The sequence below is a fragment of the Flavobacterium plurextorum genome, assembly GCF_002217395.1.
In the GTDB taxonomy this organism is placed as follows: Bacteria; Bacteroidota; Bacteroidia; order Flavobacteriales; family Flavobacteriaceae; genus Flavobacterium; species Flavobacterium plurextorum.
The window spans coordinates 20,510-34,089 of sequence record NZ_MUHD01000002.1 but is presented as its reverse complement, the minus strand read 5'-3'; the positions used below and the strand labels follow the sequence as shown (position 1 = coordinate 34,089).

Annotated in this window: 13 protein-coding genes; 1 reads left to right on the top strand and 12 read right to left on the bottom strand. The window is 34.1% G+C overall.

The window, feature by feature from the left end; genetic code table 11:
* Nucleotides 1-3: 3 nt before the first annotated feature.
* Entirely contained in the window at nt 4-1,461 is a 1,458-nt protein-coding gene (locus B0A81_RS00520; RefSeq protein ID WP_089056189.1) for a CCA tRNA nucleotidyltransferase, read from the bottom strand.
* Between the two features lie 426 nt (nt 1,462-1,887).
* Here B0A81_RS00520 and yaaA point away from each other — a divergent pair, with 426 nt between their 5' ends.
* On the top strand, nt 1,888-2,646 hold the full coding sequence (gene yaaA / locus B0A81_RS00515) for a peroxide stress protein YaaA (RefSeq protein WP_089056188.1): 759 nt from the start codon (nt 1,888-1,890) through the stop codon (nt 2,644-2,646).
* Between the two features lie 233 nt (nt 2,647-2,879).
* On the opposite strand, the gene B0A81_RS00510 is transcribed toward yaaA, so the two are convergent.
* From B0A81_RS00510 to trpD, 11 genes are all read right to left on the bottom strand, one after another.
* Nucleotides 2,880-4,469 (bottom strand): MDR family MFS transporter, encoded by a 1,590-nt coding sequence (locus B0A81_RS00510; RefSeq protein ID WP_089056187.1) that lies wholly within the window; start codon nt 4,467-4,469, stop codon nt 2,880-2,882.
* 3 nt (nt 4,470-4,472) lie between these two features.
* Nucleotides 4,473-5,552: an HlyD family secretion protein gene (locus B0A81_RS00505; RefSeq protein ID WP_089056186.1), complete on the bottom strand. Its 1,080-nt coding sequence runs from the start codon at nt 5,550-5,552 to the stop codon at nt 4,473-4,475.
* Between the two features lie 12 nt (nt 5,553-5,564).
* Nucleotides 5,565-6,884, bottom strand: a complete 1,320-nt coding sequence (locus B0A81_RS00500) for a TolC family protein (protein WP_089056185.1) — start codon at nt 6,882-6,884, stop codon at nt 5,565-5,567.
* A complete protein-coding gene (locus tag B0A81_RS00495; RefSeq protein WP_089052992.1) occupies nt 6,874-7,503 on the bottom strand; it encodes a TetR/AcrR family transcriptional regulator in 630 nt (209 codons plus the stop codon). The genes B0A81_RS00500 and B0A81_RS00495 overlap by 11 nt, the downstream gene beginning before the upstream one ends.
* Before the next feature lie 280 nt (nt 7,504-7,783).
* Nucleotides 7,784-8,545 (bottom strand): tryptophan synthase subunit alpha, encoded by a 762-nt coding sequence (gene trpA, locus B0A81_RS00490; RefSeq protein ID WP_089056184.1) that lies wholly within the window; start codon nt 8,543-8,545, stop codon nt 7,784-7,786.
* A gap of 92 nt (nt 8,546-8,637) precedes the next feature.
* Nucleotides 8,638-9,375 (bottom strand): carbon-nitrogen hydrolase family protein, encoded by a 738-nt coding sequence (locus tag B0A81_RS00485; RefSeq protein ID WP_089056183.1) that lies wholly within the window; start codon nt 9,373-9,375, stop codon nt 8,638-8,640.
* 18 nt (nt 9,376-9,393) lie between these two features.
* Nucleotides 9,394-9,711 carry a gamma-glutamylcyclotransferase family protein gene (locus B0A81_RS00480; RefSeq protein WP_089056182.1) on the bottom strand — a complete coding sequence of 106 codons (318 nt, stop codon included), beginning with the start codon at nt 9,709-9,711 and terminating at the stop codon, nt 9,394-9,396.
* Nucleotides 9,712-9,794: 83 nt separating this feature from the next.
* The gene (gene trpB / locus B0A81_RS00475; protein WP_089056181.1) at nt 9,795-10,976 is read right to left on the bottom strand and encodes a tryptophan synthase subunit beta; all 1,182 of its coding nucleotides are present in this window, start codon (nt 10,974-10,976) and stop codon (nt 9,795-9,797) included.
* A gap of 12 nt (nt 10,977-10,988) precedes the next feature.
* On the bottom strand, nt 10,989-11,621 hold the full coding sequence (locus B0A81_RS00470) for a phosphoribosylanthranilate isomerase (RefSeq protein ID WP_089056180.1): 633 nt from the start codon (nt 11,619-11,621) through the stop codon (nt 10,989-10,991).
* 126 nt (nt 11,622-11,747) lie between these two features.
* Nucleotides 11,748-12,527: an indole-3-glycerol phosphate synthase TrpC gene (gene trpC / locus B0A81_RS00465; protein WP_089056179.1), complete on the bottom strand. Its 780-nt coding sequence runs from the start codon at nt 12,525-12,527 to the stop codon at nt 11,748-11,750.
* A 49-nt stretch (nt 12,528-12,576) separates the two neighbouring features.
* Complete coding sequence (gene trpD / locus B0A81_RS00460) at nt 12,577-13,569, bottom strand: anthranilate phosphoribosyltransferase (RefSeq protein WP_089056178.1); 993 nt, start codon at nt 13,567-13,569, stop codon at nt 12,577-12,579.
* Nucleotides 13,570-13,580: the final 11 nt, after the last annotated feature.

Genomic DNA, 13,580 nt, shown 5'->3' with positions numbered 1-13,580 from the left:
TTCTTATATTTTTTTTAAGCCCATTTTTTCGGCTCTTTTAATTACAAAATCATAAGCCGCCTGATATTCATTCGGAATGTCGCCTTCTAGAATTGCTTCTTTCACCGCTTCTTTCAAAACTCCAATTTCACGTGATGGTTGTAAATTGAAAATTGCCATAATTTCTTCACCAGAAATTGGCGGCTGAAAATTACGAACGTGATCGCGCTCTTCAACTTCTACAATTTTCTTGCGAACGATTTCAAAGTTTTTATGGTATTTCTTGAATTTCGATGGATTTTTGGTTGTAATATCAGCCTCGCACAAAGTCATTAAATTTTCAACATCTTCACCAGCGTCAAAAACCAAACGACGAACTGCGCTGTCGGTAACAATATCCTGCGCCAAAACAATTGGACGAGAACTCATAATAACCATTTTTTGAACAAATTTCATTTTATGGTTCAAAGGCATGTGCAGGCGTTCGAAGATTTTCTTCGCCATTTTTCCGCCCAAAAATTCATGTCCATGAAAAGTCCAGCCTTGCTTTTTGCTGAAGCGTTTGGTTGGTGCTTTTCCAATATCATGTAATAATGCCGACCAGCGCAGCCAGACATCATCTGTATTTGGACAAATATTATCAACCACTTCAAGTGTATGATAAAAGTTGTTTTTATGAGTATGACCTTCAATTTCTTCGACCTGATTCAACGCTGTTAATTCAGGTAAAATTAAATCTAAAAGTCCTGTTTTATATAAAAGTAAAAATCCGGTTGAAGGTTTATCTGTTGAAAGAATTTTATTTAATTCGTCAACAATTCTCTCACCTGAAATAATTTTAATACGATCAGCATTTTTAGTAATTGCATTCAATGAATTTTCTTCAATTTCAAAATTCAATTGTGTTGCAAAACGAATCGCACGAAGCATTCGAAGCGGATCATCAGAATAAGTAATATCTGGATCCAGCGGAGTTTTTATCGTTTTATTTTCTAAATCTTTCAAACCGTCAAAAGGATCTAAAAGATCTCCAAAGTTGTTTTCGTTTAAAGATAAAGCCAATGCATTGATCGTAAAATCACGACGGTTTTGATCATCCTGAAGTGTTCCGTTTTCTACAATTGGATTTCGGCTGTCGAAATTATAAGATTCTTTTCGGGCGCCAACAAATTCAATATCAGTGTCTTCAAAACGTAACATTGCAGTTCCATAAGTTTTAAAAACCTGAACTTTTGGTTTGTTTGGAAGTAATTCAGAAACTTTTAAAGCCAATTCGATTCCGCTGCCAACCGCTACAACATCAATATCTTTTTTAGAACCTCGATTTAAAAGTAAATCTCTAACAAAACCGCCAATAACATAGCTGTCAACATTTAGTTCCTGAGAAGCTTTCGAGATGATATCGAAAATTTTATTTTGTAAAGCAGTTTTATAATTTGTTTGTATAGCCACGAATTCACTAATTTTTAAATAAAAATACATTTCATACTTCTAAGAAGTGAAACGCATGCAAATTTACAACATAGAAAATGCCTATTACAATCTATGGCTCACTTTTTTGAAGAAATTAATAGTTTTTGATGTTGATTTTTATGAATTGAGAAAAAGGGTTGCCGCAAATTACATTAGTTGAAGGTTTTTGAATTGAGAATGCTCCAGCGGAGCAAAATATTTATAGGATTTATTTATAGGTTTCATTTAAAGCTCCAGAGGAGCGACATTTGTTTTTATAAAGAATCTGCCGCTCCGCTGGAGCTTTATTTCTTTAAACGGATATTAATTCTATAAATATTTCGTTCCTCTGGAACTTTACATATAGAGTAATTATATCTTCATCGAACAAATCAATTAGGATAATCAATTTTTAGAAATGCAATTTGTATTTTTGAATCATACAAAAAAGCACAAATGAAAATAGTTATATCGCCAGCGAAGTCTTTAAATTTTGAAAAAGAATTACCAACTTCTCAATATACAGAACCATCATTTTTAAAGGAAGCGCGAGTGGTTCATAAAGTTGTAAAACAAAAAAAGCCAGCTGAATTATCGGAGTTGATGTCAATTTCAAGTAAACTTGCCGATTTAAACTGGAAACGAAATCAAGAATGGAAAACGCCTTTTACACCAGAGAATGCACGTCCTGCGGTTTTTACTTTTGATGGAGATGTTTACACTGGTTTAGACGCTTATACAATACCATTAGAAAAATTAGAGGTACTTCAAGATAAACTTAGAATTTTATCTGGACTTTACGGACTTTTAAAACCTCTTGATTTAATGCAGGCGTATCGTTTAGAAATGGGAACAAAAATGCCGGTTGGTGAATATAAAAACCTTCATGAGTTTTGGAAACCTGTGGTTACAAAAGCTTTAAATAAAGAATTGAAAAAAGACGAATTGTTCGTGAATTTAGCAAGTAATGAATATTTTTCGGCAGTTGATGTAAAAGCTTTGAAAGTTCCAGTAATTACGCCAGACTTTAAAGATTACAAAGATGGGAAATTAAAAATGATCAGTTTCTTTGCAAAAAAGGCGAGAGGCATGATGGTACGTTATATAATTGATACCAATGCAGAAACTATCGACGACTTAAAAGGATTTAATTATGAAGGATATCAGTTTGATGCTAATCTTTCAAAAGGAAATCACTTGGTTTTTACAAGATAACTTTTTAAGGAGCTGAGGTTCTAAGATACTAAGGTTCTTAGGTTTTTAACCGCAAAGAACGCAATGATTTACGCAAGGTTCGCAAAGTTTTTATTACAAAGCTTTGCGAGCTTTGCGTTTTTATGGCTTCTTATAAATAAAACCTTTGCGCACTTTGCGGTTAAATTAAAAAAATAAACGCCGAATTCTAAATGATGAATTCGGCGTTTCTGCGTATTATAAAATTATTATTATTAATGCATTGCGTCGGCTGCACTAATTTTGTTCTTCCCTTTTTTGATAAAGAGAATAATCGGTATGCAACATAAAAACATGATTCCGAGATATAAGAAAATATCCATGTAAGCCATTACGGTACTTTGCTTCATTACGGAATATTCTATCGCTTGATACGCTTTCTTTAAAGCAACATCTGCGCTGTATCCTTTTGCCATAAAAGCGTGCTGCATTCCTGTAATACGTTGCTGCACATCATATTTTGCAGGATCTAAGTTGTTTATTAGATCTACTCTGTGTGTTTGACTAAAACGTGTGATAAAAGTGGTAATAATCGCAATACCAAAAGATCCGCCCAATTGACGCATCATTCCAGTAAATGCGGCTCCTTCACCAATATGTTTTCCTTTTAAAGTCGAAAGCGAAAGTGTTGTAATAGGAACAAAAAGTAATCCTAAACCAATTCCTCTTAAAATTAAAGGCCAGTACATATGTTCAACACCTGTGTCTGGAGTCATACGGCTGTACATCATAAAGGTAAACAAGAAGAAAATAAAGAATCCTACTCCAACCATATACCCTTGAGGAACACCTTTCTGAATCATATTACCTACAAATGGCATCATAAGAGCTGTGGTAATAGATCCTGGAATTAATAATAATCCTGCATCAGTAGCTGTCCATCCTAAAATTGATTGCGTGTAAATTGGGATAATCAATGTTGATCCGTATAAACCGAAACCAAGAATAAAACACATTACAGTTCCAATTCTTAAATTTCCATCTTTTAAAACACTTAAGTTTACGATTGGATATTTATAGGTTAGCTCTCTCCAAATAAATAATATTAATCCAAGAACCGTAACAACACTTAAAGTTACAATAAGTGGATCGTTAAACCAATCGTCTTGCTGTCCGTGTTCTAGTACGAATTGTAAAGAACCAATAAAGGCACTCAACAAAATAATTCCCCACCAGTCAACCTGATTAGCTTTCAGTTTTTCGCCATACTTAGGACTTCTCACAAAAGTTAAAGCCAAAATAGTAGCGATAATCCCTAACGGAATATTGATATAGAAAATATAAGGCCAAGAATAATTATCTACTAAATAACCTCCCAAAGGCGGTCCAAGAGTAGGTCCAACAATTACACCCATTCCGTAAATAGCTTGTGCCATTCCACGTTTTGCAACTGGGTAACTTTCAGTAATAATTGTTTGGGCTGTTACTAGTAATGCTCCTCCACCCATACCTTGTACGAATCGGAAGGCTACAAGTTCCCAAATATTTGTGGCATTACCACACAAAAAAGAACAGACCGTAAATATAATGATAGAAGCCACAAAATAATTACGTCTTCCAAATTGCTGTGATAGCCAGCTCGTCATCGGTATTACAATAACATTCGCAATTGCGTATGCTGTAATTACCCATGCCACATCAGTCAAGGTAGCACCAAGACTTCCGCGCATGTCTGTCAGCGCTACGTTTACAATCGTCGTATCAACAATTTCCAGCAGTGCACAAAGTACTGCCGTAATCGTAATGATAACACGTCTATAACCGTATTCTACTAAATCGTCGTCTGCTTGTACTGCTCCTGCCATGTTTTATTTTAAATGTACGTCTACATCAACATTCATTCCTGGTCTTAAAAGTTTTACTTTTTCAGGATCGTTTGATTCATCTAAACTAATTTTTACTGGTAATCTCTGAATTGTTTTTACGAAGTTTCCTGTTGCATTATCAGGAGGTAATAATGAAAAACGAGATCCTGTTGCTGGAGAGAAAGAAGTTACTGTACCTTTAAACTCATAGTTAGGGTAAGCATCAACTTTTAAACTTACTTTTTGACCTACAATCATTTTGTTTAATTGTGTTTCTTTAAAGTTTGCTACAACCCAAGCTTCGTTATTATTGATGATGTAAAACAAAGATTGTCCCGGTTGTACCAATTGTCCCGGCTGAATATCAACTTTTGAAACCTGACCGTCAATCGCTGCAGTAACTACAGTATAAGAAAGGTTTAAGTGAGCAACATCAAGCATTGTTTTTGCTTTTTTGATGTTTGCTGCAGCAACTTCTGTTTGTTTATCAGAAGCTTTTGATTTAGACTCAATTACCGATTTTTGGTAAGAACTTGCTCTTTGTTGTTGTTGTAAAACACGTACTTGATTTTCAGCTTCTTCCTTTGCAGTTAAAGCTTGCTCATATTGTTGTTTTGTAATAGTATGTGTTTTATACAAATTATTATAACGGTTATAATCGTTTGTAAGTTGTCTCAATCTAATTTTTGCGCTTTCGATAGAACCGCTTGCAGATTTCATATTTGCATCAGAAACAGAAATACTTGCATATGCACTTCCAATATCTGCTTTTGCAGCTTCGTATTGTCCTTCCGCTCCTAACAAAGCAGCATTTGCTTCATCAATTTTTAATTGATAGTCTCTCTTATCGATAGTAAATAAAGTATCTCCTTTTTTTACATAATCATTATCTTTCACATATACTTTACTGATATATCCTGAAACTCTAGGAATAATCGGATTCATTCTTTTCTCAATTTGAGCATCATCCGTTTCTTCGTGTCCTTGAGCGTGTAGGTATTTAGATATTCCGTATGTTCCTCCCGCCAAAACCAAAACGGTTAGTATGATGATGAATTTTTTATTTGTCTTTTTCTTTTCCATGAGAGCTGTCGATTATATTTTAGAAAGATTGAATGATTGTGATAATTGTCCTGATACTGAAAGTAACTCGTAATATTTTTGAATAATTGCTGCTTTAGAAACAGCGGTGTTAATTTTGGCACTTAATTGCTCAACATCGGCTTCAACCAAATCATTGGTATCTGCTAAACCATTGTCGAACTTATCTTTTACAAGTCTATAGTTTTCAGCAGCCTGTTGCAATGCTTCATTGTAAACAACACTTTGATTGATCGCTAAATCATAATCTTCGATAGATTTTTGAACTTCTACCTTTATACGATCAGTCATAATTGCTTCAGTGTTTTTTACTTCTAGAGCTCTGCTTTCGGCTTCTTTAACGTGTGCGCTGTTTTTTAAGATTCCCGATAAATCATACGATAAACCTAAACCAAAGTTCATAGCGTATTTTACCGTTATAATATCTTTAAGATCAAAAGCAGTGTAACCTCCAAGTAAAGAAATAGAAGGATAATATCCAGCTTTTGCTACTTTAATGTTTGCCTCTGAAGCTTTTTGCTGCAAACGAACAGCTTCAAGATCTTTTCTGCTTTCCAAAGCAATCGCATCAGATGTTGGTGCATTGTTTGTTTTTAAATTAAAGAAATCATCCTCATTAACCTGAAGTTTTGTTTCTGGAGCTAATTTCAATAAAGTTGTCAGATAAAAATTGATGTTGTTTAAGTTGTTTGTAGCTTCATCAATAGATAATTGCGTTTTTGAAACCAACAACTGTGCTTTCAACAAATCGTTTCTCGGAATAATTCCGTTTTTCTCTAATTCTATAAAGTCAGTAACACGCTGTTTAGCACTTTTTTGATTCTCATTTAAAACATCAAGTGTTTTTTGAGCTTTGTATAATGCCGTGTAATAAGTGATTACTCTTAATGCAACATCTTCTTTAGTTTTTGCTGCATTGGCAGTTTCTGCTTCGTATAAGTTATCGTAAGCATCGATACTGCTTTGAATTTTGAATCCTGCAAAAATAGGTAAACTCAAGTTCGCCATTCCAAGCATTGCACGATCAGGAGATGCTAAAGAAGCACTTTTATCCTGATTAGGCATATCAATAGATGCTTTTGTAAGACGCTGATATTGACCAGAAACTTTTAAATCAGGATATTGATTGTTTTTTACGGCTGTAAGCTCGTGTTTTTTAGTGTTTACCTTAGTATTGGCAAGCGTAACTTCGTTGCTTTTTTCCCAAGCCATTTTTACGGCTTCGTCTAAGGTTAAACTTGTTTTCTCTTGTGCTTCTATTGAAGATATTCCGATAAAGAATACTCCAAAGAGCATTAATTGACTAATTTTCATAAACAAGTAGCGCTTTTATAGTTTGTTGAATGTGCTTTGTGAGACTGGTTTTAATGTAATCATTGTACAATGCTTCTGTATTTAAGTTCAGTAACTCTACGAAGAAAGGTTTATTCATATGAAAGTGAAAATACGTTCCTATGATAGTTGGCGTAATAAGCGGAATGATTACATCTTTTCTAAAAACACCTTTTTCCTGACCTTGAGTAATAATACTCTCAACAGATTTTAGATTCCCTTTTTTTAATTCTGTAAATGCAATAAAACTTTTTTCTCTTTTTTTTGCGTTAATTTCAAAATGTAAAACTCTGAAAATCCCTTTGTTACAACTGATTCTGTTAATGTAAATTTCGATTAATTTATTGACTTTTTCAATCGGTTCCAGATTTTCTTGTAATAAATTTTCGAGTTGTAATTTTAAATCCGAAGTTTTGTAAATAATTAAAGATTCCAGTAATCTTTCTTTGGACCCAAAATAATACGAAATCATTGCAATGTTGATTTTTGCTTCTTTCGAAATATCCCGTATTGACGTCCCCTCAAATCCTTTTTCAGAAAACAACCTTTCGGCAACGTTTAGAATCTGAATTTTTTTATCGTTTAGTTCGATGTGTGACATGATGTTGTTTCTAATCGAATGCAAAATTAAACACTTGTTTAAATTAAACACTTGTTTAATTTTATTTTAACACAATATTAACATAAAATAGTCCTGTAATTTATTGCAAAAAAAAAGCTGAAACACTTGGCGTTTCAGCTATATAGCTCTGTTTTGTCATTTCGACGAAGGAGAAATCTCCGCAAGCTGCTCCGCAATCAAAAGTTTTAATTTTTGTCGATTTAGCAGTGGAGATTTCTCCTTCGTCGAAATGACAAACTATATGTTTATTGTATATAATTTATCGAATCTCTCCAACAAATTCTGCAATTTTCCCGCTGCCATTTTCGCTTAAATGTTTAATGAAAGCACTTCCAATAATAGCACCTTTTGCATATTTGGTTGCTTGATTGAAAGTTTCTTTATTCGAAATTCCAAAACCTACAATTTGAGAGTTTTTCAGATTCATGTTCGCAATTCTTTCAAAATAACTTTCCTGAACATTTCCAAAACCAGTTTGAGATCCTGTCACACTTGCAGAACTCACCATATAGATAAATCCGTTTGAAACGCTGTCAATAAAACGAATACGTTCCTCCGAAGTTTGGGGTGTAATCAAGAATACGTTAAGCAATCCGTATTTTTCGAAAATTGCTTTGTATTCATCAGCATAAACATCAACAGGTAAATCTGGAATGATTAATCCGTCAATGCCAATTTCAGCACATTTTTTGCAAAAAGCTTCAACTCCGTATTGTAACATCGGATTAAAATATCCCATAATAATCAACGGGATTTTTACGCTTTCGCGGATGTTTTGCAGCTGATCGAAAAGAATTTGAGTCGTCATTCCGTTATGCAGTGCTTGCGTCGAACTTGCCTGAATCGTTGGTCCGTCTGCCAAAGGATCACTAAATGGAAGTCCAATTTCGATTAAGTCAACGCCGTTTTTTTCTAGATCCTGAATGATCTGCACGGTATCATTTAAGTTTGGATATCCCGCAGAAAAATAGATCGAAAGGATTTTTTTGTCTTCTTGTAATTTTTGAGTTATTCTGTTCATTGTTATGTTTTTTGTGCCACAGATTAAAAAGAGTTCAATGATTTTTTAAATAATTTAATCTGTGAGAATCAGTGAAATCTGTGGCATTATTTTTAATTTTTTAAAACCTTACTTTTCCAATTATCATTTTGTTTTTCTACGATTAATAAACCAGAATCTGATTCATTCATTTGCCCAACTAATTCTCCTTTACTATTCCAAAAAGCACTTTGACCTGCTGACGGACTTCCCCAAGATTCTCCACTGAAATTCGACATCAAAACATTCATTTTATGTTTCTCAGCATAATTTTGTAAATCGCGATACGCATTCGGAATCCCGTTTGGCGAAAAGAAAATACTGGCTATATAAATATCAGTTTCTTTTTTCTTAGCATTTTCTGGATGAAGCGGATTATCAATATCAGCACAAATCGCAAATGAGATCTTTTGTTTTTCAATTTCTAGCATTGGATTGTAATCGAAAGAAGGTTGAAAAAATTCATCTTCTCCCTCATGTAAAAACTGTTTGGTATAAATTGAAACCGAATTGTCTGGAGAAATTACAAATTCGCCAATAAACAATTTGGATTCAATTTCAATTGGTGCACCGGCAATAATTGTAATGTTATTTTCGAAAGCTAATTTTTTTAAATGATTCAAACGTGAATCTTCTTTTTTTAAAGCCAGTTCTTTTGCATTTTCTCTTTCATAACCAGTAATCGACATTTCGGGAAAAGCGATTAATTGCGCTTTATTTTGGACTGCCAATTCAATTAGACTATAATGATCCAGTAGATTAGTTTCAATATTTCCTCGCGTTGGTTTTGTTTGCGCAGCAGCTAGAATCATTTTCTGTTTTTACAATTATTAATTTTCCGTATAAACCCAAGCAGAAATTCCAGAGTTCAATGTTACTTTAACCCTTTTGTAAGCATTCGATTCAAATAAATCTACTTTAGCTAAATCTGCAAGAGTAACATTAAAAACTACACCGTGAATTGTATCTGCAAGGCTCTCACTTGCTATTGCAACAACATAATCTGCCATTCCAAATTCTTCTTCAATTTTCAGACTTTTTAATTTATAGCCAAGAAGCTGATCGGGAGTTCCGGTTAATAGTTTATTAAAAACTCGCATTTGAATTTCTTTTGAACGTAATGTTCCGTAAGAGAATAACTGTTCCATAATTATTATTTTTCTCGTTATTTGTCTGCGTTAAATATCTTTTAATCCGTTGCTGCGGAAAACGTTCCAAATTACGATTTTTATTACAATTTAAAATAATCAATATAATTATCTAAATCTTTATCGCCGCGGCCAGAAAGACTGATTACTACAATATCTGTAGGTTTAAATTTCTTTTGATCTAGAACTGCAAAGGCATGTGCACTTTCAATTGCCGGAATAATTCCTTCTAATTTTGTTAACTGTAAACCTGCATTCATAGCGTCGTCATCAGTAACAGAGAAAAATTCTCCACGTCCAGTTTGTGCCAAGTGCGCGTGCATAGGACCAACTCCTGGATAATCTAATCCTGCAGAAATAGAATACGGTTCTGTAATTTGTCCGTCAGGAGTTTGCATTAAGAGCGTTTTACAGCCATGAATAACACCTACTTTTCCTAACTTACTTGTGGCAGCACTATGACCGCTGTCAACACCTTTTCCAGCTGCTTCAACGGCAATAATACCTACTTCTGGTTCATGTAAAAAGTGATAGTATGTTCCTGCTGCATTACTTCCTCCGCCAATACAAGCCACTACATAATCAGGATTTTCACGTCCTTCTTTTTCTTTTAACTGCCATTTTATTTCCTCAGAAATTACACTTTGAAAACGCGTCACCATATCTGGATAAGGATGAGGTCCAATGGCCGAACCAATAATATAATGCGTGTCAACCGGATTATTAATCCAATCACGAATAGCTTCGTTTGTAGCATCTTTTAAAGTTCTTGAACCCGAAAGTGCTGGACGAACTTCTGCGCCTAACATTTTCATACGAGCTACGTTTGGAGCCTGACGAGCAATATCTATTTCGCCCATGTAAACAATACATTCCATTCCCATCAAAGCACAAACCGTTGCAGTTGCAACACCATGCTGACCAGCTCCTGTTTCGGCAATAATTCGTTTTTTGCCCAAACGTCTGGCAACTAATATCTGTCCGATGGTATTGTTTACTTTGTGAGCGCCCGTATGATTTAAGTCTTCTCTTTTTAAGTAAATTTTTGTGTTGTATTTTTCAGATAAACGATTCGCAAAATAAAGCGGACTAGGACGACCAACATAATCTTTTAAAAGTTTATCAAACTCAGCTTTAAAACCTGGTTCACTGGTAATTTTTAAGTAGTTTTGGCGTAATTCCTCTACATTTGGATATAGCATTTCTGGAATATAAGCTCCGCCAAATTCTCCGTAATATCCTTTTTCGTTAACGTTAAAATTCATTTTATTCCAATTTTAAAAGTTGGCAACATCAAATTTTCGTTTGAAATTGCTAAATAGATTTTTGTTTTTAAGCCCCGGTTCGATTTCAAATTTACTATTTACATCGACAGCATAAATAGGTAAATTTGTTTTTGAAATTTCTTCAATGGCTTTTAATTCGTTAATCCCGATTCCGCCGCTCAAAAAGAATGGCTTATCCGAATTGTATTTTTTTAATATAGTCCAGTCGAATGTTGTTCCGTTTCCGCCCGGCAGTTTGCCTTTTGTGTCAAACAGAAAATAGTCAGCGACAGCTTCAAAGGGTTTTATAACTTCAAAATCGAAGTTTTCATCGGCCGAAAAAACTTTTATGATTTCGATTTTATTTGGCAGTTGTTTTTTTAGTTCTGATAAAAAATCAACCGATTCATTTCCATGTAACTGAACGGCTTGTAAATTGTAATTTGCTGTTTTTTCTAGAATTTCTTCCTGACTTTGATTGACAAAAACACCCACTTTTTTGACTGTTTTTATGAGTTCAGGAATGGTTCCGTTAAAATATCGCGCGGACTTTTCCCAGAAAATAAATCCCATATAATCGGGCAGGAGTGCTCCAACTTCTAGAATGTTTTCGGGGTATTTCATACCGCATATTTTGAGTTTCATTTTTATATTTGTTTTGCCACGAAGGCGCTAAGACACTAATTTTGTTTTCTTTTTTTTAGCTGCTAATTGCACGAATTTCCACTAATTCAATTCGTGTTAATTTGTGTAATTCGTGGCAACAAAAATTTAAAGCTGTTTAATAAAATTCGTTGCAGCTTTGCCAGCATTATCAGTTTTCATGAAGTTTTCTCCAATTAAGAAACCTTTGTATCCATAAGGCTTTAATTCTTGAATGGCTTCGATTGACGAAATACCGCTTTCAGAAACTTTTACAAAATCATCCGGAATTTGCGATGCCAGTTGTTTACTGAAATCCAAGCTTACTTCGAATGTTTTTAGATTTCTGTTGTTTACGCCAATCATATCTAAACTAGGCATAATCGATTTTTCTAATTCTTCCTGATTATGAACTTCTAATAAAACCTCTAATCCTAGTTTTTTTGCAAACTGAGACAGCGATTTTATTTCTTCTCTTGTTAAAACCGCTGCGATCAGAAGAATTAAATCTGCACCAAAAGCTTTTGCTTCAAGAATCTGATATTCGTCGACAATAAATTCTTTTCGCAAAAGCGGAATATTTACACTCGCTCTTGCCAAAAGTAAATCGTCAAGTGAACCTCCAAAATATTTCCCGTCTGTTAAAACAGAAATTCCACAAGCTCCTGCATTTTCGTATCCTTTAACTACTTCTTCGACAGTAAAACTTTGATTTATAATTGATTTTGATGGAGAACGACGTTTGTGTTCTGCAATAATTCCAGTTGAACTTGCTTTTAGTTTTTGGCTTAACGAAATTGTTTCTCTTCCAAAAAACACTGAACTTTCCAATTGCGAAACTGGAATAATCGATTTTTTAAGAACAACTTCTCTTTGTTTATCGAAAATTATTTTATCTAAAATATTCATTTTTTAAGGTGCTAAGTTTCTAAGGTACTGAGGTACTAAGTTTTTAATTTTAAAGAGATAACTCTTGTAGTTTTTTAAGTGCTTGATGCCCTTTTCCAGAGAAAAGACTTTCTTTTGCTAATTCAAATCCTTCTTGCGGAGAACATTTTGTAACAGTTGAAATTGCCATTGCAGCATTGGCACAAACCACATTATTTTGGGCTTCGTTTCCTTTTCCTGAAATAATATTGGTGAATATTGCTGCCGATTCTTCGATCGTTTTTCCACCTTCGATTTCGGTTTGTGATAAAAGACGAACGTTAAAATCTTCCGGATTCAACATTCCTTCCATATGACTTGTTATGATTTTTGTAGGACCAGTTAAAGAAATCTCATCGTAGCCGTCAAGTGAATGCAAAATGGTAAAATTTACATTGGTATTTTGATATAAATAAGCATACATTCTAGCTAATTCTAGATTGAAAACACCAACCAATTGGTTTTGCGGAAATGATGGGTTTACCATTGGTCCCAACATATTGAAGAATGTTTTTACTGCTAATTCTTTACGAATTGGTCCAACATTTTTCATTGCTGGGTGAAATAGGGGAGCGTGCAAAACGCAAATACCAGCTTTATCGATACATTTTTCTAAAAATGAAGGATCGTTGCTGAATTTAATTCCCATTTTTTCCATTACATTGCTTGATCCTGAAATTGATGAAACACCATAATTTCCATGTTTGGCAACTTTAATTCCAGCTCCTGCCGAAACAAATGAAGCTAGAGTTGAGATATTAAAAGTGTCTTTTCCGTCACCGCCGGTTCCACATAAATCGATGGTGTTGTAAGCTGATAAATCAACGCGAATACACAAGTCTAGTAAAGCTTCACGAAAACCCGAAAGTTCATCGATTGTTATGCTTCGCATCATAAATACGGTCAAAAATGCCGAAATCTGACTTGGATTGTATTGACCGCTTGAAATATTAATCAATACGTTTTTTGCTTCTTCTTTAGTAAGCACTTCGTGATTGATTAATTTGTTTAATATAGTTTTCATTCTGTTTGAGT